The sequence below is a fragment of the Arthrobacter sp. E70 genome (genome assembly GCF_058266945.1).
In genome coordinates this window covers 20,177-43,448 of sequence record NZ_JBYQFR010000022.1, presented here as the reverse complement: position 1 = coordinate 43,448, position 23,272 = coordinate 20,177, and the positions used below count along the sequence as shown (strand labels likewise).

The 23,272-nt window shown below is 65.8% G+C and carries 24 protein-coding genes and 3 tRNA genes; 20 read left to right on the top strand and 7 right to left on the bottom strand.

Annotated elements, in window-relative coordinates:
• Position 1 precedes the first annotated feature (1 nt).
• The gene (locus AC3IMC_RS19715) at positions 2-976 is read right to left on the bottom strand and encodes a DMT family transporter (protein ID WP_490920552.1); all 975 of its coding nucleotides are present in this window, start codon (positions 974-976) and stop codon (positions 2-4) included.
• A gap of 89 nt (positions 977-1,065) precedes the next feature.
• Entirely contained in the window at positions 1,066-2,082 is a 1,017-nt protein-coding gene (locus tag AC3IMC_RS19710; protein WP_490920550.1) for a PHP domain-containing protein, read from the bottom strand.
• Between the two features lie 163 nt (positions 2,083-2,245).
• Between AC3IMC_RS19710 and AC3IMC_RS19705 the strand changes: the two genes are divergently transcribed.
• The 9 genes from AC3IMC_RS19705 (at position 2,246) to AC3IMC_RS19665 (ending at position 7,256) form a co-directional block, all read left to right on the top strand.
• A tRNA-Glu gene (locus AC3IMC_RS19705) sits at positions 2,246-2,318 on the top strand.
• A 91-nt stretch (positions 2,319-2,409) separates the two neighbouring features.
• Positions 2,410-2,483: transfer RNA gene (locus AC3IMC_RS19700), tRNA-Asp, on the top strand.
• 48 nt (positions 2,484-2,531) lie between these two features.
• Positions 2,532-2,607: transfer RNA gene (locus tag AC3IMC_RS19695), tRNA-Phe, on the top strand.
• Between the two features lie 617 nt (positions 2,608-3,224).
• Positions 3,225-4,820: a glycoside hydrolase family 68 protein gene (locus AC3IMC_RS19690; RefSeq protein ID WP_490920548.1), complete on the top strand. Its 1,596-nt coding sequence runs from the start codon at positions 3,225-3,227 to the stop codon at positions 4,818-4,820.
• 172 nt (positions 4,821-4,992) lie between these two features.
• Complete coding sequence (locus AC3IMC_RS19685; protein ID WP_490920546.1) at positions 4,993-5,448, top strand: Asp23/Gls24 family envelope stress response protein; 456 nt, start codon at positions 4,993-4,995, stop codon at positions 5,446-5,448.
• Positions 5,445-5,636 carry a hypothetical protein gene (locus AC3IMC_RS19680; RefSeq protein WP_221385384.1) on the top strand — a complete coding sequence of 64 codons (192 nt, stop codon included), beginning with the start codon at positions 5,445-5,447 and terminating at the stop codon, positions 5,634-5,636. The genes AC3IMC_RS19685 and AC3IMC_RS19680 overlap by 4 nt, the downstream gene beginning before the upstream one ends.
• A complete protein-coding gene (locus AC3IMC_RS19675) occupies positions 5,633-6,013 on the top strand; it encodes a hypothetical protein (protein ID WP_490920544.1) in 381 nt (126 codons plus the stop codon). The genes AC3IMC_RS19680 and AC3IMC_RS19675 overlap by 4 nt, the downstream gene beginning before the upstream one ends.
• Positions 6,010-6,648: a hypothetical protein gene (locus AC3IMC_RS19670; RefSeq protein ID WP_490920542.1), complete on the top strand. Its 639-nt coding sequence runs from the start codon at positions 6,010-6,012 to the stop codon at positions 6,646-6,648. Before AC3IMC_RS19675 ends, AC3IMC_RS19670 begins: the two co-directional genes overlap by 4 nt.
• Complete coding sequence (locus tag AC3IMC_RS19665) at positions 6,645-7,256, top strand: hypothetical protein (protein WP_490920540.1); 612 nt, start codon at positions 6,645-6,647, stop codon at positions 7,254-7,256. The genes AC3IMC_RS19670 and AC3IMC_RS19665 overlap by 4 nt, the downstream gene beginning before the upstream one ends.
• A 5-nt stretch (positions 7,257-7,261) precedes the next feature.
• Here the strand turns inward: AC3IMC_RS19665 and AC3IMC_RS19660 are convergent, their stop codons facing one another.
• Positions 7,262-9,067 carry a glycoside hydrolase family 13 protein gene (locus tag AC3IMC_RS19660; RefSeq protein ID WP_490920538.1) on the bottom strand — a complete coding sequence of 602 codons (1,806 nt, stop codon included), beginning with the start codon at positions 9,065-9,067 and terminating at the stop codon, positions 7,262-7,264.
• Between the two features lie 140 nt (positions 9,068-9,207).
• Between AC3IMC_RS19660 and AC3IMC_RS19655 the strand changes: the two genes are divergently transcribed.
• The 5 genes from AC3IMC_RS19655 to AC3IMC_RS19635 all read left to right on the top strand — a co-directional run bounded on the left by AC3IMC_RS19655 (position 9,208) and on the right by AC3IMC_RS19635 (position 13,916).
• Entirely contained in the window at positions 9,208-10,500 is a 1,293-nt protein-coding gene (locus tag AC3IMC_RS19655) for an ABC transporter substrate-binding protein (protein WP_490920536.1), read from the top strand.
• Between the two features lie 7 nt (positions 10,501-10,507).
• Positions 10,508-11,545 (top strand): carbohydrate ABC transporter permease, encoded by a 1,038-nt coding sequence (locus tag AC3IMC_RS19650; RefSeq protein ID WP_490920534.1) that lies wholly within the window; start codon positions 10,508-10,510, stop codon positions 11,543-11,545.
• Positions 11,542-12,441, top strand: coding sequence for a carbohydrate ABC transporter permease (locus AC3IMC_RS19645; RefSeq protein WP_454483706.1), 900 nt, complete (start codon positions 11,542-11,544; stop codon positions 12,439-12,441). Before AC3IMC_RS19650 ends, AC3IMC_RS19645 begins: the two co-directional genes overlap by 4 nt.
• Positions 12,438-12,686, top strand: a complete 249-nt coding sequence (locus tag AC3IMC_RS19640; protein WP_490920532.1) for a hypothetical protein — start codon at positions 12,438-12,440, stop codon at positions 12,684-12,686. The genes AC3IMC_RS19645 and AC3IMC_RS19640 overlap by 4 nt, the downstream gene beginning before the upstream one ends.
• A 177-nt stretch (positions 12,687-12,863) precedes the next feature.
• Positions 12,864-13,916, top strand: a complete 1,053-nt coding sequence (locus AC3IMC_RS19635) for a LacI family DNA-binding transcriptional regulator (protein ID WP_490920530.1) — start codon at positions 12,864-12,866, stop codon at positions 13,914-13,916.
• A gap of 36 nt (positions 13,917-13,952) precedes the next feature.
• On the opposite strand, the gene AC3IMC_RS19630 is transcribed toward AC3IMC_RS19635, so the two are convergent.
• Entirely contained in the window at positions 13,953-14,837 is an 885-nt protein-coding gene (locus tag AC3IMC_RS19630) for a DUF8083 family protein (RefSeq protein ID WP_490920528.1), read from the bottom strand.
• Positions 14,838-14,871: 34 nt separating this feature from the next.
• The gene (locus tag AC3IMC_RS19625; protein WP_490920526.1) at positions 14,872-15,678 is read right to left on the bottom strand and encodes an exodeoxyribonuclease III; all 807 of its coding nucleotides are present in this window, start codon (positions 15,676-15,678) and stop codon (positions 14,872-14,874) included.
• A gap of 159 nt (positions 15,679-15,837) precedes the next feature.
• Between AC3IMC_RS19625 and AC3IMC_RS19620 the strand changes: the two genes are divergently transcribed.
• From AC3IMC_RS19620 to AC3IMC_RS19595, 6 genes are all read left to right on the top strand, one after another.
• Entirely contained in the window at positions 15,838-17,334 is a 1,497-nt protein-coding gene (locus AC3IMC_RS19620) for a CoA-acylating methylmalonate-semialdehyde dehydrogenase (protein WP_490920524.1), read from the top strand.
• A complete protein-coding gene (locus tag AC3IMC_RS19615; RefSeq protein ID WP_490920522.1) occupies positions 17,334-18,440 on the top strand; it encodes an enoyl-CoA hydratase/isomerase family protein in 1,107 nt (368 codons plus the stop codon). Before AC3IMC_RS19620 ends, AC3IMC_RS19615 begins: the two co-directional genes overlap by 1 nt.
• Positions 18,433-19,425 carry a 3-hydroxyisobutyrate dehydrogenase gene (gene mmsB / locus AC3IMC_RS19610; RefSeq protein WP_490920520.1) on the top strand — a complete coding sequence of 331 codons (993 nt, stop codon included), beginning with the start codon at positions 18,433-18,435 and terminating at the stop codon, positions 19,423-19,425. The genes AC3IMC_RS19615 and mmsB overlap by 8 nt, the downstream gene beginning before the upstream one ends.
• Positions 19,422-20,198: an enoyl-CoA hydratase gene (locus tag AC3IMC_RS19605; protein WP_490920518.1), complete on the top strand. Its 777-nt coding sequence runs from the start codon at positions 19,422-19,424 to the stop codon at positions 20,196-20,198. Before mmsB ends, AC3IMC_RS19605 begins: the two co-directional genes overlap by 4 nt.
• A 9-nt stretch (positions 20,199-20,207) precedes the next feature.
• On the top strand, positions 20,208-20,861 hold the full coding sequence (locus AC3IMC_RS19600) for a DedA family protein (RefSeq protein WP_490920516.1): 654 nt from the start codon (positions 20,208-20,210) through the stop codon (positions 20,859-20,861).
• Positions 20,862-20,928: 67 nt separating this feature from the next.
• Positions 20,929-22,062: an acyl-CoA dehydrogenase family protein gene (locus AC3IMC_RS19595; RefSeq protein WP_490920554.1), complete on the top strand. Its 1,134-nt coding sequence runs from the start codon at positions 20,929-20,931 to the stop codon at positions 22,060-22,062.
• Positions 22,063-22,068: 6 nt separating this feature from the next.
• Here the strand turns inward: AC3IMC_RS19595 and AC3IMC_RS19590 are convergent, their stop codons facing one another.
• Entirely contained in the window at positions 22,069-22,851 is a 783-nt protein-coding gene (locus AC3IMC_RS19590; RefSeq protein ID WP_490920514.1) for a MerR family transcriptional regulator, read from the bottom strand.
• 58 nt (positions 22,852-22,909) lie between these two features.
• Positions 22,910-23,239: a hypothetical protein gene (locus tag AC3IMC_RS19585; RefSeq protein ID WP_490920513.1), complete on the bottom strand. Its 330-nt coding sequence runs from the start codon at positions 23,237-23,239 to the stop codon at positions 22,910-22,912.
• Between the last annotated feature and the right edge of the window lie 33 nt (positions 23,240-23,272).

Genomic DNA, 23,272 nt, shown 5'->3' with positions numbered 1-23,272 from the left:
TCTAGCCGCGGAGCTGCTTGCTGCGCGGCTGCCGGGTCCGCCGCCGGGTCAGTCCCACCCCCACGAGGCACACAACGCCGCCCACCAGGCCCCAAGCGGTGGGTATCTCACCCAGCAGGAGCCACGAGATCAAGACAGTGGTCCCGGGAACCAGGTAGGTGGTGGCGGCAAGCTTTCCGGCGTCAATCAGGGACAACGCGTACGCCCACGTGGTGAAGGCGATGGCTGTGGGAAACACGCCCAGGTAGGCCAGCGCCCACGTGGCCTGCGGCGGAGCGGCCTGGACCTCGGAGGCCAGCTGTCCGGCAAAGGGGAGGCAGCACACCGCACCCACCACGATGCCGAACCACGTCGCCTGGGCGGCGGGGATCTTCCGCACCACGGGCTTCTGGATGATGACGCTGACTGCGGCGAGCACGGCGGCAAGGAGGCAAAGCGCCACTCCCGCCAGGTCCGCCGTCGTACTTTCCCCCGCGCTGCGGGGTTGCCCGGACCCCAGGGCGATCAGGGCAACCCCGGCGAAGGCCACTGTGCTTCCAATCAGCAGCCACCGCGGGAAGCCTTCCTTGAGGAAGATCCCGGCCATGATGGCCACCAGGATGGGGTTCACATTGATCAGCAGGGCGCTGGTCCCGGCGTCCAGGACGTGCTCAGCGGCGTTCAAGGCCACGTTGTAGCCGCCAAACCACATCACACCGTAGGCGAGGATGGGCAGCCATTCCCGGCCCCGGGGCAGCGTCCGGCTCTTCCACAGCTGCGGCAGGACCAGGAAAGCCAGGACGACGGCGGCAATCGCCAGCCGGCCGAGCGTCAGGGAGCCGGGTGAGAAGTTGGGGCCGATGGCCCGGATGCCCACGAACGCCGAAGCCCACAGCACGACGGTGACAGCCATGGCCGCCACCCCCAGAGCCTTGACCGGGGACGCCGGGGAAGGCGTGGCAGTCAGAGGCTGGCGCGTGGCTTTGGGGGAGGGCATAAAGCCAATGTATCGGGCGGTGGGAACGTCCGCTGGCGGAAATCGGCCACCGCGCAAGTGACCGGTTCCCCAACCTGGCCGGCGGGACCTTACTTTGCCGACGCCCAGTCGAGCAGCTTTTCCACAGGCCAGGTGGTGATGATCCGCTCTGCCGGGACACCGTTGCGGGCTGCACGTTCGGCGCCGTACTGCAGGAAATCCAGCTGCCCGGGTGCATGGGCGTCGCTGTCGATCGAAAACAGGCAGCCCGCTTCCAGGGCCAGTTGGATCAACGCATCAGGCGGATCCTGCCGCTCCGGCCTCGAATTGATCTCCACCGCGACGTTGTGCTCCGCGCAGGCCGCGAACACTTCGCCGGCATCGAATTCCGACGGCGGCCGGGTCCCGCGGCCGCCCTCCACCAGGCGCCCCGTGCAGTGGCCCAGGACGTTGGTGTGCGGGTCCGTGATGCCGCCCAGCATCCGCTTGGTCATGGTCTTGCGGTCTGCGCGGAGCTTCGAGTGGACGCTGGCCACCACGATGTCCAGGCGGTCCAGCAGGTAGGGTTCCTGGTCGAGTTCACCGGATTCGAGGATGTCCACCTCGATTCCGGTCAGGAGCCGGGTGGGGTTGCCGTTGCTGTTGAGGGCTTCCACCACATCCAGTTGGTCAAGGAGCCGCCCGGCGGACAAACCGTTCGCGATCGTGAGATTGGGGGAGTGGTCGGTCAGGGCGAGGTACTCCCGGCCCAGTACGCCCGCGGCGTCCACCATCAGCTCGATGGGGGAGCCGCCGTCGGACCACTCGCTGTGGCTGTGCAGGTCGCCCCGAAGTGCGTCCCTGATGTTGGCCCCGCCGGAAGCCAGCGGCTCGGCGCCTTTTTCGCGGAGGTCGGACAGATAGTCCGGAACCTGCCCGTCCACTGCCTGGCGGATCACCGCGAAGGTCCGGTCCCCGATGCCCTTCATGGATTTCAACCGGCCCGTCCGGGCGCGTTCGGCCACCTCATCAGGGGACAGGGCGCTGATGGCCGCCGCGGCCTTCCGGAAGGCCTGGACCTTGAACGTGGCGGCGCGTCCGCGCTCCAGCCAGAAAGCAATCTCATTGAGCGCTGCAACGGCATCCATCCGTCCATCTTCGCCCGAGGAGCCCCCTGTTGGCGGTGTTTTCGGCCGATTTTGGATTATTCCCGGTTAGCCCCTATAGTTGTTGAGTCCAGTTCGGAGAAACGCAAAGGACAAAGACGCAAAGCCTCGCTTTACGCCTTTTATTTTGCTCCGGACGGTTCTGGCCCCCATCGTCTAGCGGCCTAGGACACCGCCCTTTCACGGCGGCGGCACGGGTTCGAATCCCGTTGGGGGTACGCAAGGAACTGGTCAAACAGGCTAAAAAAGTCTGGTAGGCTGGAAGCCTTGAAAAAAGCGGTAGAGATACTGCGAAAGCAAGAAACGCAAGGCCCTGTAGCGCAGTTGGTTAGCGCGCCGCCCTGTCACGGCGGAGGTCGCGGGTTCAAGTCCCGTCAGGGTCGCTCTGATTGTTGGAAGCAATTCCGGCTCTCAAGGTGACTAGTCACCTAGGCTCTGTAGCTCAGTTGGTAGAGCGTTCGACTGAAAATCGAAAGGTCACCGGATCGACGCCGGTCGGAGCCACCACTGGGAAGCATCAGTTCTTCGGAACTGGTGCTTTTCTTCTTTTAACCCAAAAGTCCTTCCCTCCAGTGCGGGGCACGGAACAAGGCGCTCCGCCGAAGCCGGCGCCGCCGCCGCGGGCTTTCCCAGACCTGGAATCCTAACCCTCTTCGGCAAACAGAACCTTGAAGGTCCCGCTCTGCGAACCAGCCTCTGCGGTTGCGCCGGAATGCCATCAATGCCGCCCCGCAGGTAGGGCCAGGACGTGGCGAACACAACAAAACATCGCCTGCTGACTAAAAGATTTGAACGCTCGGTGAAACATTTGACTCATGCCAAACCGTTGTGGCACGCGCGCGTGTTGGCTTGCGTAAGCGTTTGCGCGCTACCGGCGGGTAGCAGTTTTTGCCCGCCGAAACACGGTTTGAAATGCCCTCCGGAGGCCGCCTAGCGTGGAGCGCGGCCCGGGATGGCTTGTCCTTCCCGGGTGTTCCCAGGGTCCTACCCAGACCCTGTTTTCCTCGACACACAACGGCGTCCCCGATGCCGCCTGCGGTGTTGTCGGAGCGCCGGAGTGGCAGAGGGCCAAGGGCATCCGCCCGTCTTCCCCGAACAGTTACCACTCCGCGAGAAGAGCAACAATGCACAAGCACCCTCAGAACCGGATGCTGCGGTGGCGCCCCGCCGCCGCAGCACTGGCCGCGGCCGTAGCGGCCTCCGCCTTCCTGGCAGTCCCCTCCGCCCAGGCCAATGAGCCGGCGGATCCCCCAGCCAGCCAGGAGCTGCCGGCGCCCACCCCAGGGTTCGCCCTCCCCACCGAACATACCCAGCAGGCCTTCGACCCGGCGTCGGACTTCACCTCCAAGTGGACCCGCGCGGACGCCAAGCAGATCATGGCGCAAAGCGACCCCAATGTCGCACCGGGCCAGAACTCGATGAGCCCGGATGTCTCCATGCCGGAGATCCCCGAGGACTTCCCGGCCATGAACGACGACGTCTGGGTGTGGGACACCTGGTCACTGACGGACGAGAACGCCAACCAGATCAGCTACAAGGGCTGGGACGTCGTCTTCTCCCTCGTTGCCGACCGCCACGCCGGTTACGGCTTCGACCAGCGCCACTGGAATGCCCGGATCGGCTACTTCTTCCGCAAGACCAACGCCGATCCGGCCAAGGACAAGTGGAACTACGGCGGACACCTGTTCCTGGACAACACCTCCATCGGCAACACGGAATGGTCCGGTTCCACCCGCCTGATGCAGGGCAACCACGTCAACGTGTTCTACACCGCCACCACCTTCTACGACGTGGCGGAACGCAACGCAGGCGGCGGGGGCATCGCCCCGGACGCGGCGATTGCCAAGGCCCTGGGCAACATCCACGCCGACCAGAACGGTGTGACCTTCGATGGCTTCGAGCACACCAAGTTGCTGGAGCCGGACGGAAACATGTACCAGACCAAGGCGCAGAACCCGGGCTTCGCGTTCCGTGACCCGTACACCTTTGCCGACCCCGCCCACCCGGGCAAGACCTTCATGGTCTTCGAAGGCAACACCGCCGGCAACCGCGGCGACTACCAGTGCAAGGGTGAGGACCTGGGCTACCGCCCGGGCGATCCGCAGGCAGAGAACGTCAGCGACGTCCAGAACAGCGGTGCCAACTACCAGACCGCGAACGTTGGCCTGGCAGTGGCAGACAACAAGGACCTCACCAAGTGGTCCTTCCTGCCGCCGATCCTCTCCGCCAACTGCGTGAACGACCAGACCGAGCGTCCGCAGATCTTCATCCAGAACGAAAACGGCAAGAACAAGTACTACCTGTACACGATCAGCCACCAGTTCACCTACGCGGCCGGAATGCGCGGCCCCGACGGTGTGTACGGCTTCGTGGGCGACGGCGTCCGCTCCGACTTCCAGCCCGTCAACAACTCCGGCCTGGCCCTTGGCTCCCCGACGGACCTGAACCTGCCCGCGAACAACCCGAGCGGGACCATCTCGGGCCAGCAGAACGGACGCCAGTTCCAGGCCTACTCGCACTACGTGCAGCCGGGTGGCCTGGTGCAGTCGTTCATCGACAACGTCAATGGCGTGCGCGGCGGATCGCTGTCGCCGACCGTGAAGATCAACTTCAAGAACGGTGTGACCCAGGTAGACCGCAGCTTCGGCCAGAACGGCCTCGGCCCGTTCGGCTACCTGCCCACCAACGTCAGGGTCGGCGGCGAAGGCCTCTACAAGTAGGCTGCCGCTGATTGCTGCAACACACCGCCCAGGCGGGGATGTCCTTGGGGGCTTCCCCGCCTGGGTCCTTTTAACCCGGCAGTTGCGCTTCCCGTTGCCTCGCCCGCTGAGTTTCCAACACATCTGTCACAGGCTAGGGATAGGGTGGAAGCAACAGAAGGGGGAGTGCCTGATGGAATACCAGAACCCACAACCCGATGCCGTGGTGCAGCGCCGTCCTGTGGGCAACCCGGTCCCTGGCCTGGGCCGCACCGTCATCTCCGAGACAGCCGTCGCCAAGGTGGCAGGGATCGCGGCGCGGGCCGTACCCGGTGTCTACTCCCTGGGGTCGGGGCCCTCCCGCGCGCTGGGAGCGATCCGCGACGCCGTCGGAAGCTCGGACCACGCTGCCGGGGTCCGCGCCGAGGTCGGCGAAACCCAGGTGGCCGTGGACATCAGCCTGGTGGCAAGCTACGGCACGCCACTGCATTCACTGGCGAACGAGGTCCGCGCCGCCGTCTACCGCGCCGTTGAGGAACTGGTGGGGCTGCAGGTCATCGAGGTGAACGTCGAAATCACCGATGTCTACGTGCCGCCACCGGTCAAACCCACCGCCTCCGGTGCTTCCGAAAGGGAGGCGCTGCTGTGAACCTTACTGTTGCAGGCACGGCGCTGGGGGCCTTCGTGGCATTCATGTCCCTGCAGTTCGGGCTCTGGGGCTTCCTCGTTTCATTGCTCTTCATGGCCATCGGCGCCCTCCTGGGCCGCGCTGCGGAAGGGAAGCTGGACCTGCGCGGCGTGTTCGACGCCATCACCGGACGGCGCTCGTCCTCATGAGCGCGCCCGCGCCGGCTGTCCGGGGGCAGGCGTTCAGCGGCCATAACCGGATCAGCACCCAGGCACTGACCAGCCTCGCCAAGGTGGCCGCCGCCCAGGCGCTGGGTGTCGAGCCGCAGGACGTGCGGGCGGAGTGGGCGGACGACGATGGCCTGCTGGCCTTATCACTCGTCACGCCCATCAGCATCCCGCCGCTGCCGTCCGTGCAGCGTGATCCATCAAAAGTCACGGCGGCCGGGGGTTCCATTTGGGACCGCACGGTTGCGGCCAAGGCGCGCATCCTGGCAACCGTCTCGGAACTCAGCGGTTCCCGGTTGAGCCGGGTGGACATCCGCATCAGCGGGGCAAGGATCAGCCACGGAGGAAGGGTGCAGTGAGCAGCAGCGTCGAAAACCGCCCGCCCGACTCCCGGCACCGGAAAGACCCGGGGCCGGACATGCGCCGGATCCTGTACCGCGAAACCCACTCGTCACGGGCGGCGGTGGCAACGGCCGCCGCTGTCCTGGTCATGGTGCTGGCCGCCTACGGGGTTCTTGAGGCTGGAGTGCACGCCGTGGGCCAGCCGGCCTGGCTGATCGAGCCCCAAGTGGCGGCCCAGCGCATCGTGGATCTTCCAGCAGATTTGCCATCGCTGCTGCTGGCCGCGATCGGCGCGGTGCTGGCCATGCTTGGACTGATTTTCCTCCTCAACGGCATCCTGCCCGGACGGCGTGCCCGCCACCGGTTGCTGGGCGCGGAGGGGGAGGGCCTTCCGGCCGTAGTCGTGGATGATGAAGTCATCGCCTCCTCGCTGGCCCGCCGGGCGCGGCTGGCGGCCAACGTCACCCCGGAACAGGTCATGGTGGTGGTCTCCCAGCGTACGGTGCTGGTGAACGTCCGCCCCACGTCCGGGGTGCCGGTGAACCAGGACCTGGTGTTGGCGGCTGTCCGCGATGAACTGGACCAGATGCTGCTCGATCCAGATCCCGAAGTCCAGGTTAATGTGACGTCATCCGGGGTGATCGGGGCATGAACAGCACACCCGCACTGCTTAACCGCATCCTGCTCTCTGTCTTTGGCCTGATCCTGCTGGCGGCCGGCGGCCTGTTGGTACTGCTGGCCACCATACCGGCGGTGGGCCCCTGGTGGCACAACTGGTCAGGTGGCCTGTGGAACGGAGCCAGCCAGGCCTTTAACTCAACCCGGTTCCCAGGGCGGAGCGAGAGCTGGCTGTGGATCGTCATTGCGCTGGCGCTGCTGGTGCTCATCGGGCTGATGGTGGCCTGGGTCGCCCAGCAGGGCAAGGGCCGATCCAACCTGCTGGCCGCCGAATACGATCCCGGCGACGTTCCCGGCGACGTCCGGATCGGCGGCGGCGTGGCGGAACAGGCCCTCAAGCACGCCTTGGAAGGACGCCCGGACCTGGCCGGCGCTACAGTCACCACTTACGAAGTCAAAGGGTCACCCGCCCTGAAGGTCCGGCTGATGCCGCGGCAGGGAGTGGCGCCGCACCTGCTTGCCGCCGAAGTATCCGGGCTAGTTAGTGCCCTGGAATCCGTCGTAGGCAAGGAGACCCCCGTCCTGATCCATATCGGAGCCGGTGCCCGGACACGTTTCGGCCGGGCCGAGCGGGTGCGCTGAGCGGGTTACTCCCGTTGCAGATAAACCGTGCAGTCCACGGGAACCTCCCGCATCCCGGCCCACTCTTCGGCGGGTTCCGGACCGCTGGAGAGCGCCACCGAGTATCCCTCCGGCACAGGAGCCGAAGCGAACCCCATGTTGGCCACCACCAGGACGTCCCCGTTCCGGAACGCCAGCAGGCCGCTGTCCGGGGCATGCTCGTCGGTCCATTCCACGGACCCCAGGCCCAGGCGCCGGGCTGACCGGAACCTGATCGCTGCCCGGTACAGCTCCAGGGTTGAGCCTTCCTCGCCGTCCTGCTGGTCGGCAGCCAGCGGACCGAAGCTCTCCGGTTGCGGCAGCCACGGCTGCGCTGCATGACCGCCGTGCGTGCTGGAGAAGCCAAATCCGGGCTGGTCCTCTGCCCAGGGCAGCGGGACCCGGCATCCGTCCCGTCCGGTTTCCGCACCGCGCGTGCGGAAGAAAGTGGGGTCCTGCCTCGCCTCGGCCGGGAGCGTGGTGTGCTCCGGAAGCCCGAGTTCTTCACCTTGGTATACGTAGGCTGACCCGGGCAGCGCCAGCGCAACCAGGGTGGCGGCGCGGGCCCGTGCCAGGCCCAGGGAGGCATCCGGCTGTTCGTCGTCGGCCGCTATGCCCTTAGGAAAGGTGGTGGGGTCCTTGAGCCCGAACCGCGAGGTGTGCCGGACGGTGTCGTGGTTGCTGAGCACCCAGGTGCTGGGGGCACCCACCGACGCTGCCGCCGCCAGGGACGCTTCAATGGCTTCGGACATGCGTTCGGCATCCCAGCCTGCCAGCAGGAAGTCGAAGTTGAAGGCCTGCTGCATCTCGTCCGGACGGACGTACCGGGCCAGGCGTTCGGCCGGTTCCACCCATGCCTCTGCCACCATCATCCGGTCGCCGCCGTATTCGGCCAGGACACGGTGCCAGTCCCGGTAGATTTCGTGAACGCCGTCCTGGTCGAAGAACGGGGAGGGGGGATACATGGGGGATACGGCACGGTGCGGTTCCTCTGCATCGGTGTGGGCGCCGGGGGCGTCACCGGGCAGGTGGCTGTCCATGTGAGGCCTGACCGTGCCTTCCACCATTGCGGCCACGCCTTCCCAGTCGGGAAGTCCTGCTTCCTTCACCAGGCCGTGGGCCACGTCCACCCTGAACCCGTCCGCGCCACGGTCCAGCCAGAAACGCAGCACGGCACGCATCTCCTCCTGGACTTCGGGGTTCTCCCAGTTCAGGTCCGGCTGCTTGGAATCGAAGAGGTGGAGGTACCACTGGCCGGGGGAGCCATCAGCCTCGGTCACCCGGCTCCATGCGGGGCCGCCGAAGACGGACTTCCAGTTGTTTGGTGCACGCTTCCCGTCCCCGGAGCCAGGAACCTCGTCCCTGCCGTCCCGGAACATGTAGCGGTCACGTTCCGGACTTCCCGGGGCTGCCCCAAGGGCCGCCTTGAACCAGGCGTGCTCGTCGGAGGTATGGTTCGGCACCAGGTCCACAATGACCTTCATGCCGCGGCGGTGAGCATCCTGCAACATCGCATCGAAGTCAGCCAGGGAACCAAAGAGGGGGTCCACCTGGCGGTAGTCTTCGACGTCGTATCCGCCGTCGGCCTGCGGCGACTTATAGAACGGTGACAGCCAGATGGCGTCGACCCCCAGTTGCTCAAGGTAGGGAAGCCGGTCCACCACCCCGGGCAGATCGCCCATCCCGTCACCGTTGCCGTCAGCGAAGGAGCGGGGGTAGATCTGGTAGACGACGGCGTCGGCCCACCAGGGGCCCGATGCCCCGGACGCTGCGGGAACGGGTGGGTTGGACATTTGGTTCCCCTCAGATAACTTTTTGATGTAAACGCTTGCATTGGTCACAGCAACCTTACTAGTGTGATGGTCACCACATCAACCTCACCTAGCAAGCGCACTGTCGACTTACTTGTCACTCAGCGAGGAGCTTCAAGCTAATGAAAACCCCTAGATTCCTGCTTCCGGCTGCCACTGCCGGCATTCTGGCCCTGACGTTGTCCGCCTGCGGCGGCGGAGGTGGAGGGGGCACCAGCGGTGGCGGTGGAGGCAGCGACGCTGACGCCAACCTCGACGGCCGCGGCCCCATCACCTACGTCCAGGGCAAAGACAACAGCAATGTCGTCCGGCCCCTGGTGGATAAGTGGAACGCCGCACACCCCAATGAAAAGGTCACTTTCAAGGAACAGACCGACCAGGCAGACCAGCAGCACGACGACATCGTCCAGCACTTCCAGGCGAAGCAGTCCGACTACGACGTTGTGGATGTGGACGTTGTGTGGACCGCAGAATTTGCAGCAAAGGGCTGGTTGCAGCCGCTCAAGGACAAGATGGCGATCGACACCGGCGCCATGCTCAAGCCCACCGTGGAGAGCGCAACCTACAAGGGCACCCTGTACGCAGCCCCGCAGACTTCCGACGGCGGCATCCTGTACTACCGGAAGGACCTGGTCCCCACCCCGCCCAAGACCTGGGACGAGATGATGGGCATGTGCTCCATTGCCCAGGCCAATGGCATCGGCTGCTATGCAGGCCAGTTCAGCAAGTACGAGGGCCTCACCGTGAACGCCTCGGAAGCCATCAACTCCGCCGGCGGCTCCGTCCTGAATAAGGAAGGAAAGCCCGACCTGAACACGGCCGAGGCCAAGGCCGGCCTCGAGAATTTGGCAAAGGCCTACGCGAACGGCAACATCCCCAAGGAAGCCATCACCTACAAGGAAGAGGACAGCCGCCAGGCATTCCAGAGCGGCAAGCTCCTGTTCCTGCGCAACTGGCCTTACGCCTTCAACCTGATCACCACTGAAGGTTCGTCCGCAGTGAAGGACAAGACCGGCCTGGCGGCACTGCCGGGCAAGGACGGCCCCGGTGCATCCTCACTCGGCGGCCACAACCTGGCGGTCAGCGTCTACTCCAAGAACAAGGCCACCGCTCTTGACTTCCTGAAGTTCATGACCTCCGAGGAAACTGAGAAGTTCTACGCTACGCAGGGTTCCCTTGCTCCGGTCCTTGGCAAGCTCTACGAGGACCAGGAACTGGTAGCCAAGCTGCCCTACCTGCCGGTCCTGAAGACGTCCATCGAGAACGCCGTTCCGCGTCCGGTCACGCCTTTCTACCCGGCTGTCACCAAGGCAATCCAAGACAACGCATACTCCGCTATCAAGGGAGAGAAGACAGTGGAATCAGCACTTTCCGACATGCAGAAGTCCATCGAATCCGCCGGTGCGGGATCGTAGTTCTGCCATGGCAACCGAACTAGGCCCGACGCCGGTCAAAGCACCGGCGTCGGGCGGCACCCCCGTCCATCACGGCCCCAAGGGTGTTGGGGAGGACAACCGGATCGCCAGCCAGGGACGCTGGGCGGCCTGGCTGCTCGCCCCGACCGTCGTCGCCCTTGGCATTGTGATCGTTTACCCGATCATCAGCGCGATCGTCATGTCCTTCCAGAAGGACGCCGGCCTGGATCCGGCTACCGGCCTCTTCACCGCAGGCGGCTCGGCAGGCATCCAGAACTACGTGAACTGGCTGGCGCAGCAGTGTGCGGCGCCGGACGGCGGGACCGTTGCCTGCCCGCCGGGCACGCTGGGTGGGCAGTTCTGGTCCGCCACCGCCACGACGTTCTTCTTCACCATCGTGACGGTCGCCTTGGAAACCGTCCTCGGCTTCTGGATGGCCATGATCATGGCCCGCGAATTCCGCGGCCGCAGCATGGTCCGCGCAGCCGTCCTGGTGCCGTGGGCCATCCCCACTGCCGTCACGGCCAAGCTCTGGTTCTTCATCTTCGCCTTCGAAGGCATCGCCAACAAGCTGTTCAACACCACCATCCTGTGGACGGGCAGCGAGTGGCCGGCCAAGTGGGCTGTGATCATCGCCGACGTGTGGAAGACCACGCCGTTCATGGCGCTGCTGATCCTCGCCGGCCTGCAGATGATTCCGGCAGAGGTCTATGAAGCGGCCAAGGTGGACGGCACCACCGCGTGGCAGCGGTTCAGGATGATCACTCTGCCGCTGGTCAAGCCGGCGCTGATGGTGGCAATCCTCTTCCGCACCCTGGATGCGCTGCGCATGTTCGACCTGCCGTACATCCTGACGGGCGGGGCGAACAACACCACCACGCTGTCCATCCTGGTCATCAACCAAATCAGGCAAGGCTTCAATTCTGCGGCCGCGCTGTCCACCATTACCTTCATCATCATCTTCCTCGTCGCCTTCATCTTTGTCCGCTTCCTTGGGGCAAATGTCGTTGAACAGAGCGGCGCCACAGGAAAGGGGAAGAAATGACCTCGGCAACGGCTGACGCCACAGCGCTTCGTGCCCGCCAGGACAAGGGCCGCAAGGCTGCCCAGAACCGGGAGAAGTGGGCCCAGGGCAGGACCTACATCAGTGCCATCGTCATCCTGATTTGGTGCCTGGCACCGGCCTACTGGATGGTGGTGACCGCCTTCCGCGAGGTCGGCTTCACCTACGACACTTCGATCCTCCCCACCCACGTGACGCTGGATAACTTCAGGACCGCCTTCGACACGTCATTCGGCAACAGGTTTGGCCAGGCACTGCTCAACAGTGTGTTCATCGGTGGCGTGGTGACGATCGTGTCGCTGCTGATCGGTGTGTTCGCAGCCTATGCCCTGGCACGGTTGAACTTCCGGTTCAAGTACCTCGTGCTCGGCTTCATCCTGGGAGCCTCGATGTTCCCCGGCGTTGCCCTGATCACCCCGCTGTTCCAGCTGTTCACCAACATCGGCTGGATGGGCACGTACCAGGCGCTGATCATTCCAAACATTTCGTTCGTGCTGCCGCTGACGGTTTACACCATGACCTCGTTCTTCCGCGAGATGCCATGGGAACTGGAGGAATCGGCCCGGGTGGACGGCTGCACCCAGGGCCAGGCATTCCGGAAGGTGATCATGCCGCTGGCAGCGCCGGCGATCTTCACCACTGCCATCCTGGCGTTCATTTCCTCGTGGAATGAGTTCCTGATCGCCAGCCAGCTGTCCAGCGACGCGACGCAGCCGGTGACCGTGGCCATCGCGAACTTCGCCGGTGCCCAGCCCAACCAGATTCCCTACACGGCCATCATGGCCGCCGGCACTATTGTCACCATTCCCTTGGTGATCCTGGTGCTGGTGTTCCAGCGCAAGATTGTCGCCGGCCTCACGGCAGGTGCAGTCAAGTGACGGAGAACGGTTCCCGCCCCCAGGCCAAGGGGGCGGGAAGCCGGAACCGGCTGGTCCGGTCGGGCGAGGATTTTGACATCATCATCGGGTTCCTCGGCTTCTGGGCGATTGTCCTCCTGGTGGTGACCGTCTGGATGGAAGTGACGGCCCAGCCTGCCCTCGGCTGGGCGCTGGGACTGCTGGCCACACTGCTGGCGCTGTACGGCATGGTGCGGCTCCGGCGAAAACTCCCCGCCCGCAGGTAGCTGCCCGCGGTGGTCAAGACTGCCCCGTGGAGGGCGCCTGGCAGGGTGCTCCGCGCGCCGCAGTTGTCCGCGTGCCACAGTTACCACTGCGTGGCCGCGGAATGAAAGGATACAGGGTTTGGGGGTAACGCGGGGCCTGGTGGCCCTGCGCCGCAAGGGAGTTAATGAGGGGACACGGTGGCACGGACAACGGAAAGGTCCCAGCGGGGCGGCCATAACGGCGTCAGCATCGAGGATGTGGCGGCGGCCGCCGGTGTATCGACCGCCACTGTATCCCGGGCCGTACGCGGGTTGCCCCGGGTGTCCCCGGCGACGCGGGAGAAGATCCTCGAGGTGGCCGGGAACCTGGGCTACGTTGCATCCTCATCTGCCTCCGGTCTTGCCACCGGACGCACCAGGACCATCGGGGTGCTGGCGCCGTTCGTCAGCCGGTGGTTCTTCTCGAAAGCCATCGAGGGGGCGGACCGCGAACTGCATGCCCGCAATTACAACCTGTCCCTCTTCAACCTCGGTGGCCACGGCAGCAACCGGGAGCGGCTCTTCAGCAAGACCATGGTCTACAAGCAGATCGATGCGCTCCTGGTCCTGTGCATGGCGCTCAGCCATGACGAGCTGGACCATCTCCAGAAGATCGACATCCCTCTCGTCGTTGTGGGCGGGCACGTCGAGGAGTGCTCGTATATCGGCATTGACGATTACGCAGCCGCCTCAACCGCGGTGCGGCACCTAATCGACCTTGGCCACAAAAAGATCGCCTTGCTGCACGGCGATGACGAGACCGACCTGAACTTCGATGTTCCGCGGGTGCGCATCCTGGCCTTCAAGGACGTCATGGCTGGGGCCGGTCTCCCCACCCGCCCTGAATGGGACGAATGGGGCGACTTCACCGTCCGCAGCGGCCAGGAAGCCCTGCGCCGGCTGTGGTCGCGGGATGGGGAAAAGCCGACCGCGATTTTCTGCGCGTCCGACGAGATGGCGATGGGCGTGATCTTTGAGGCCAACCGCCTTGGCATCCGGGTTCCGGAAGACCTGTCCGTGGTGGGCATCGACAACCATGACTTTGCCGAAGCCATGGGGCTGACCACAGTCGGCCAGCGGCCGGACGATCAGGCCGAGCTGGCCACCAAGATGCTCCTTGACGAACTGGACGGCCAAATCGGGGCCGTGCACTCCGCCGTCGCGCCCCACGAACTCATTGTCCGCCGCAGCACAGCACCGCCGACGAACTAAGCCGGCGGGCTGGACCGACACCTCCAGACACCTGGGTCAGGATGCCCGGGCCAGCTGCCGGATCGGAATCCAGCGTGAGGCCAGCCGCCGGTATGCGGCCGCGGCGCCGGTCATGTCGCCCTCGGCAAGGCACTCGATGCCCAGCCTGATGTCCATGGGGGATTCGTCCGGATAGACCTTGTCCGCCACGGCCCCGTAGTCCAGTTCCACCATCGAGTCCACGTGGAACAGCTCCAGCCATTCCGTCAACTGCGCCAGGTCATCGAGCATGTCCAGATCGGGCGCAGCCAGCGCCAGGTTGGCCACCGCATACCGGGCCCGCTCCAGCGCATCGGTGATGGGCGCCCAGACGCGCACGGTGAGGATCCGCCCGGCGGCCTCCACCACGTCCTTTTGGTCCGATTCCATGAAGAGGGAAAACCAGCTGAACGGGATTCCCCAGGTTGAGGCCCGCGTATGGACGCGGATGGAACCGTCCCGGGCCTTCACCAGGTCGATCCGTTCCTGGTGCCGGTCGCGCTGCTCCTCAGGGATGAGCAGTTCGGCCAGCGGTCCGTGGATGCCCTCCATCAGGGCGTTGGCTGCCAGCCCGGCGCGCAGGACCAGTTGGCTGGGACAGTACAGCAGGACCTGCCCGGCGTCAGCGCCGGCGTCGGCCGCTCCAGCTTCGGGGGCCCGGGCGGTGGTGACGCGTACCAGGTCGGTGCGGCCGGTGGGAAACGGGTCCCCGCCGGAGCGCGTTATGCGTCCCAGCGAGGCCAGCAGTTCGGCGTTTTCGACGGCGGCACGCGAGGCTGCGCGCGCCCCCGCCGCCTGGATTGCGGACCGCTGCTCCTCCGGGAAGGCTTCGAGGGGTTCGTAGACGCGCAGCGTGGAGGAAAAAGGCAGGCCGGCCTGGCCCCGGTAGAGGTTGCCCGTCATTACGGTCTCCTTGGATGGGTCCAGGACGCTGTCATCAGTCCGCCAGGTCCACCAGCACGGGGGCGTGGTCCGAGGCGCCCTTGCCCTTGCGTTCCTCGCGGTCGATCGAGGCGCCCGTGACACGGGCGGCCAGGGCGGGGGAGGCCAGGACGAAGTCGATCCGCATGCCTTCCTTCTTGGGGAAGCGCAACTGGGTGTAGTCCCAGTAGGTATAGACGCCGGGCCCGGGGGTATAAGGACGGACCACGTCCGTGAAGCCGGCGGACTCGAAGGCGTGGAACGCGGCCCGCTCGGGCGGGCTGACATGCGTGGAGCGGTTGGCGATGAAAAGGTCGATGTCCCAGACGTCCTCATCGAAGGGCGCGATGTTCCAGTCGCCCATCAGCGCCACCTGCGCCTGCGGGTCCTCCGCCACGAGTCCCTGCGCGTGCGTTTTGAGGCTTTCCAGCCACTTGAGCTTGTAAGGCATGTGCTCGTCATCCAGGGACCGTCCGTTGGGGACGTACAGGCTCCAGATCCGTATGCCGGCGCAGGTGGCGGCCATGGCCCGGGCCTCCTGGACGGGGTCCTTGCCCGCTTTGCCAAAGGAAGGCTGGTCCAGGAACGTCCGCTCAACGTCCTCAAGCCCAACGCGGGAGGCGATGGCGACGCCGTTCCACTGGTTCACGCCGAAGTGGGCGACTTCGTAGCCCATCCGCTCGAAGAGTTCCCACGGGAAGTTATCGTCCTTGCACTTGGTTTCCTGGATGGCCAGGACGTCGCAGTCACTGCGCTGCAGCCAGGCCTCCACGCGGTCGGCGCGTGCGCGGAGCGAGTTCACATTCCAGGTAGCTATCTTCACGGTTTCTAACTTACCTTGGCAGCCGGTCGGCGGGTAAAGCCTTCCGGAACCCCTGCCCGAAGTGGGCCGGAATGGGGAGGACTTCGGCGGAAAGGGCGGGTATATTCGCAACCACAATGACCTGGACACCCACCCCGGGCAGGCAAAGGAGCCCCAGCCATGCGCGAACTCTCCCACTATGTCGGCGGCCGCCACGTGCAGGGAACGTCCGGCCGCTTCTCCGATGTCTTCGATCCCTGTACCGGCCGGGTCCAGTCGCGGGTGCCGCTGGCCAGCGCCACCGAGGTGGGGGACGCTGTTGCCGCAGCGGGGAAGGCCCAGCCGGAGTGGGCCGCCATGAACCCCCAGCGCCGGGCGCGGATCCTGCTGCGGTTCGTGGACCTGGTGAACCGCACCATGGATGACCTTGCCCGGCTGTTGTCATCCGAACACGGAAAGACGCTCGCAGACTCCAGGGGAGACATCCAGCGGGGCCTGGAAGTGGTGGAGTTCTCTGCCGCGGCGCCACACCTGCTCAAGGGCGAGTTCTCCAGCGATGCCGGCCCGGGAATCGACATCCATTCGTTGCGCCAGCCGCTGGGCGTGGTCGCCGGCATCACGCCTTTCAACTTCCCGGCTATGATTCCGCTGTGGAAATCGGGTCCGGCGCTCGCCGCCGGCAATGCCTTCATCCTCAAACCCTCGGAACGGGACCCCTCGGTGCCGTTGCGTCTGGCCGAGCTGTACAGCGAGGCCGGCGTTCCGGACGGGGTGTTCAATGTGGTCAACGGGGACAAGGAAGCGGTGGACGCCCTCCTGGCGGACCCGGCGGTCAAAGCGCTGGGCTTTGTTGGTTCCACGCCCATCGCCGAATACATCTACGCCACAGCGGCTGCCGCCGGCAAGCGGGCACAATGCTTTGGCGGGGCCAAGAACCACATGGTGGTCATGCCCGACGCAGACCTGGACCAGGCCGCGGACGCCCTCATCGGCTCCGGCTACGGGTCAGCAGGGGAACGGTGCATGGCTGTTTCCGTGGCCGTGCCCGTGGGCCAGGAGACGGCGGAGCAGCTGGTGGCCAGGCTCCAGGAGCGGATCAAAGCACTGAAGGTGGGACCCAGCCTGGATGCCGGAGTGGACTTCGGCCCGGTGGTTACCCCGGCCGCGAAGCAGCGGATCGAGGGCTATATCAAGGCCGGTGCGGAGGCGGGAGCCACTCTTCTTGCCGACGGCCGGGGCCTCACAGTGGACGGCCACCCGGACGGGTTCTGGCTGGGGCCCACCCTTTTCGACCACGTCACCCCGGACATGGCCATCTACCGCGACGAGATCTTCGGACCTGTCCTGGTGGTGGTCCGCACCGCCGACTACGACGAAGCGCTCCGGCTGTGCAGCGACAATCCCTTCGGCAACGGCGTGGCGATCTTCACCCGCGACGGCGACGCAGCCAGGGACTTTGCCACCCGGGTTGACGTGGGCATGGTGGGCATCAATGTCCCCATCCCGGTGCCGCTGGCCTATTACACCTTCGGCGGCTGGAAGGCATCCGGCTTCGGCGACCTGAACCAGCACGGCGCCGATGCCTTCCGTTTTTACACCAAGACCAAGACGGTCACCACCCGGTGGCCTTCGGGAATACGCCACGGAGCGAGCTTCGTGATGCCGGAAGGAAGCTGATGGGCACAGGACAAAGCAACGGGACGGGCGCCGCCGAGGTGCTTTTTGAGCGCCGGGGCCGGCTTGGAGTCTGCACCCTCAACAGGCCCATGGCGGTCAACGCCCTCACCGCCGGAATGGTGGAGATGCTCCTGCAGCAACTCACCACATGGGCACAGGACGACGACGTCTCCGCCGTCCTGGTCCAGGGCGCCGGGGAGCGGGGCCTCTGCGCGGGTGGAGACATCGTGGCCATCTACGAGGACATGCTGCACGGCGGGAACGCGACGGCGGATTTCTGGCAGACCGAATACCGCGTCAATGCCCTGATCGCCCGGTATCCCAAGCCCTATGTGGCCATCATGGATGGGCTGGTCCTGGGCGGAGGGGTGGGGATTTCCGCGCACGGGGACGTCCGCGTTGTCACCGAGAGGACCCGCACGGGAATGCCGGAAACCACCATCGGGTTCGCGCCCGACGTCGGCGGAACCTACCTGCTCTCGCGCTCACCCGGGGAAACCGGAACCCACGCCGCCCTCACCGGGGCACACCTGGATGCCGCGGACGCCCTGTTCCTGGGCCTCGCGGACCACTACGTCCCGTCCCAGGCGTTGCCCCGCCTGGTGGATGCGCTGGAAAACGAAAGCCCGGAAGACGCCGTCGCGCGTTACACGGAGCAGGCTCCCGCATCGGTCCTTGCCGGACAACAGGAGTGGATCGATGCCTGCTACGCCTCCGACGACGCCGAGGAAATCGTTCGCCGGCTCCGCGCCTGGACCGGTCCGGGGAGCAGCGAGGCAGCCGCGGCGGCGGGCACGATCGAAGCCAAGTCGCCGACGTCGGTCAAAGTCACCCTGGCGTCCCTGCGCCGGGCCGAAAACCTGACCCTGGACGAAGCCCTGGCCCAGGAGTACCGCGTTGGGCTGCGTTTCCTGGGTGGGCCCGACTTCCGTGAAGGCATCAGGGCGCAGGTGGTGGACAAGGACCGGAACCCGCAGTGGAAACCGGCCACGCTGGGGGAGGTCTTTCCGTCACAGGTGGACCGGTTCTTCCAGCCGTTGGACGGCGCTGAGCTGGACCTGCGGCCTGGCCCGGAATTACTGGAGAAGGAGGCAGGCCATGCCTGACATGCTGACGGTAGCCTTCCTGGGGCTGGGGCACATGGGCGCGCCCATGGCCCTGAACCTCGTGCGCGCGGGCCATCGGGTGACTGGTTTCGACGTGGTGCCTGCGGCAGTGGAAGCGGCCCGGGAGCGGGGGGTGCCGGTAGCCGGAGGTGCGCTTGACGCGGCGGCTGGCGCCGACGTCGTCCTGACGATGTTCCAGACGGGCCAGCAGGTGCTCGATGCCTACAGCGGCCGGGATGGACGGCCGGGGCTGCTGCAGGCTGCTGCTCCCGGAACCATGTTCCTGGATTGCTCCACCATCAATGTGGACGAAGCGCGCGAAGCTGCCCGCCTTGCGGTGCATGCCGGCCACCGCTCGGTGGATGCCCCTGTTTCCGGCGGCGTGGTGGGTGCCGAAGCCGGCACCCTCACGTTCATGGTGGGCGGTGACGCAGAGGACTTCCAGAAGGTCCTGCCGCTCCTGGAAGCAATGGGCAAACGGGTGGTCCACTGTGGTGCACACGGCGCGGGCCAGGCCGCCAAGGTCTGCAACAACCTCATCCTGGGCGTCTCCATGATTGCCGTCAGTGAAGCCTTCGTGCTCGGCGAAAAACTGGGCCTGAGCCACCAGGCCCTGTTCGACGTGGCGTCGGCTGCCTCGGGTCAGTGCTGGGCCCTGACCACCAACTGTCCCGTGCCAGGACCCGTTCCTGGCAGCCCTGCCAACCGGGATTACCAGCCGGGATTCGCGGGGGCGCTCATGGCCAAGGACCTTAACCTCGCCAGCAACGCCCTGCGAACCACCCACGTGGCCGCGCGGATGGGCCCGCTGGCAGCCGAAATCTACGATAGGTTTGCCGCGGAGGGCGGCGCCGGCCTGGATTTCTCCGCCATCATCACCGACATCCGGAACAAATCCGGCCAGCAGGCCGCCGCGGCAGCAGGGGAGGCCTCAAGCGCCGGCCCTGCGCCCACACTGGCACACGACGACGGGAGCCCCGAATGACCGATTACGCCAACATCCTGGTGGAGCAACGGGACAGGGTAGGACTGGTGACACTGAACCGCCCTTCAGCCCTGAATGCGCTGAACAAGGCCACCATGGAAGAAGTGGTGTCCGCCGTTGCCGCCATGGATGCCGATCCCGGGGTGGGAGCGGTGGTGATTACCGGTTCGGGCAAGGCGTTTGCCGCTGGAGCGGACATCAAGGAGATGGCGGAACAGGGCTACATGGACATGTATGCTGCGGACTGGTTCCGGGGCTGGGAGGATTTCACCCGCCTGCGGATACCAACCGTAGCCGCGGTGGCCGGGTTTGCCCTCGGCGGCGGGTGCGAGCTGGCCATGATGTGCGACCTCATCATCGCCGGTGACAACGCCAAGTTCGGCCAGCCGGAAATCAACCTTGGCGTGCTCCCGGGCATGGGCGGATCCCAGCGGCTCACCAGGGCAGTGGGCAAGGCGAAAGCCATGGACCTGATCCTCACCGGCCGGTTTATCGGCGCCGAGGAAGCAGACCGGTGCGGCCTCGTCTCCCGGGTGGTTCCGGCAGAGGCGGTAGTGGACGAGGCCCTCAAAGCGGCCGCTGTTATCGCCGGCAAGTCGAAGCCCGTGGCGATGGCAGCCAAGGAAGCCGTCAACGCCGCCTTTGAAACCGGGCTGGCCCAGGGCGTCCTGTTCGAGCGCAGGCTTTTCCATTCACTGTTCGCCACAGAGGACCAGAAGGAAGGCATGGCCGCCTTCACGGAAAAGCGGGAGCCGGAGTTCAAGCACCGGTAAGGGGGGCTTATGTGGAGATCAATGGCCGGTGCGGCGAGCCCCACAGAGGGCCTGACCGGAATCGTGGGCGTCGCGGCGAGGGCCATTGACACGCTGGGGGAGTGGGGTGTGGGGGCCTTCACGCTGGCCGAAACCGTGGTCCCACCCGTCCCGAGCGAGGTGATCCTGCCCCTTGCGGGCTACCTGGCCAAGCAGGGGTCACTGAGCCTGGTCTTCGTCTTCGCCACCAGCACCCTGGGCGCCTACCTGGGCGCCCTGTTCCTGTACTGGCTGGGGGCCAAACTCGGCCTCGAACGTTCCATCCGGGGACTGTCGAAGCTCCCCTTGGTGGACCGGGAGGATTTCGAGCACGCCGCCACCTGGTTCCGCCGCCATGGCAGGTCTTCCATCTTCTTCGGCCGGCTCCTTCCCGGGGTGCGCAGCCTGATCTCACTCCCGGCGGGCGCTGCGTCCATGCCTATTGGCACCTTCACCATGTTCACGCTGGCAGGAAGCGGGCTGTGGAACGCTGCGCTGATAGGACTGGGATATGCCCTGGGCACCCAGTACCGGCTCATTGAGGAATACTCCAGGTTCCTCAACTACGCGGTGTATGCAGCCCTTGCTGTGGCGCTGGCATTGCTCATCGTTCGGCGGCTCCGGCGCGCCAGGGCACGGCGCTGATAGCGGAGGCGGCACCGTGAATCACCAGGAACCACCCGGCGGCCCGGCTTTCATCGATGCCGACCTGATGCACGTCACCGACCTCCTGGCCGCGCCGGAACGCGAACGGTACGTGCGGACCCGGGAATTCCTGCAATCCTCGGTCCGGGACCAGTCCGTGGGGTACTGGAACCGGGAGGAGTTCCCCTTCGACCTGGTGGCTGAACTGGGCAGGGAGGGGCTGGGAGCGCTGCAGCTGGACGGCAGCTCCATCCTGTTCAAGGGCCTGATGTATGTGGAGCTCGCCCGGGCAGACGTCTCCCTGTCCGCCCTGGCAGGCATCCACAACGAGCTCATCGTGGGGATGATCAGCCAGTTGGGATCCGACGAACACAAGCGGCGCTGGCTGCCGGGCCTGCGCAATTTCAGCGCGCTGGGAGCCTTTGCGCTGACGGAGCCGGACCACGGCTCGGACATTTCCCGTGCCCTCGGGACCACAGCCACCCGGGACGGCGCCCATTGGGTCCTCAACGGCGCCAAGCGCTGGATCGGCGCGGGAACCATTGCCGACTTCGCCCTGGTGTGGGCGCGGGACACAGCAGACGGGGGGATCAAGGGCTTTTTGGTGGAGACGGACCGGCCTGGGTACGAGGCCACCAAAATATCCAACAAGATCGGCCTGCGGATCATGCAGAACGCCGACATCACCTTGTCGGACGTGCGTATTCCCGCCGGCAACCTGCTGCCCGGGGCGGCCCGCTTCGCGGCGGCAAATGACTTGCTCCGGGACTCCCGCGCCTGGGTGGGCTGGCAGGCGGCCGGCATCCAGCTGGCCGCATTCGACGTGGCGCGAGGCTACTCGCTGGCAAGGAGCCAGTTCGGCCGCAGGCTTGCCGGTTTCCAGCTGGTCCAGCAGCAGTTGGCCGACATGTTGGGCAACGCCTCGGCCTCGCTCGCGCTGATGGTGGAACTGGCGCGCATCCAGGAGTCGGGAAAACTGGAGATGGCGCAGGCGGCCATGGCCAAGGCCACCACCACACGCCTGGCCCGTGCTTCGGTGGCGATGGGCCGGTCCCTCCTTGGCGGCAATGGCATCAGCACCGATTATGGAATGGCCAAGCTGTTTGGCGACGCCGAGATCCTCTACACCTATGAGGGCACCTTCGAGATCAACTCGTTGCTCGTAGGCCGCGCTGTCACCGGCATCTCTGCCTTCAGCTGAGCCTGGTTACAGGTGTTGATCGGCGAAGCTGAGCAGGGCGTCCCGCACGAAACGGGCGCCGGCGTCGCCTCCGTAGTTGGCGGCAAACCGGGGATCGGCCACGTACATAGCCGCGAGGCCAATGACGTATTCCTTGATATCGCCGCCGGTGCCGGCGGCCGGTGTGCCGGGAATGGAACGGAGCCAGTCGACGTGCCGCCTGGCCAGGTCCTGCGCCTGCGGGCCATCGGCCGGGACTCCTGCGCCGGCGGCCGCGATCCAGTCCCGGCCAAGTTGCGCTGCCCGCGCCTTCCATTCCTTCCGCGCCGGCGCATCCATGCCGCGCCACCACTCGTCGCCCTTGGCATACGCGTCCTTACCCCACCGTTCCTCGACCTCGGCCTTGTACTGGGTGTGGTCGAAGCCTGCGAACATGTCCTCTGCCACGAGGTGGCCTCCTGCCTTTACCGTTTCGATCGTTTGGCGGACGGACTCCATCTGGACCGCCAGCCGGCGTTGTTCCTGTTCCAGCCACCCCAGGTGACGGGTGAGTGCGTCGACCGGGTCCGACTGACGCTGGAAGACCTCCGCGATGGCGGGCAAGCCCAGGCCCAGCTCCCGAAGGAGGAGGATGCGCTGCAACTGCAGGAGGGCGGCCCCGTCATAGTAGCGGTAGCCGTTGCTGCCCACCCGGGCAGGCTTCAGCAGCCCGATGTCGTCGTAGTGCCGCAGCGTCCGGCTGGTGGTGCCGGCGATCCTGGCCAGTTCCTGGATGGACCAGATCCTCCCATCGTCCCGGATTTCTTCCATGCCCCGAGCGTAAGGGTTGACGCAACGTCAAGGTCAAGGGCAAGGCAAAGGCCTTGGTTCAGGGGGCGGGGCGGTTGTGGGCCCTGCGGTTGCGGGCCTGTGCCAGCAGCCGGATGAACGCGAAAACGAAGATGGCCTCGAACAGCAGCATCAGGCCGACCAGCAGCCACTGCTGCCGGGTAATGAAGACAATGCACCCCGTCATCGCCAGGATGGTGCCCAGCGCCAGGGCGTAGACGGCGAAGCCGACCGCGACACGCGCACTGCGGACGCCGGTACGGAAGCCGAATCCGTGGGGTTCACCGCCGGGTTGACCGGGCACGCGGTCAGGTGCGCCGGGCCCCAGCCTGTCGAACTCCTCCCACGGGTCCTGGTCCTGTCCGGTCATAGGTCAATTATCCCGTAAAGCAGTGTGCAAAGG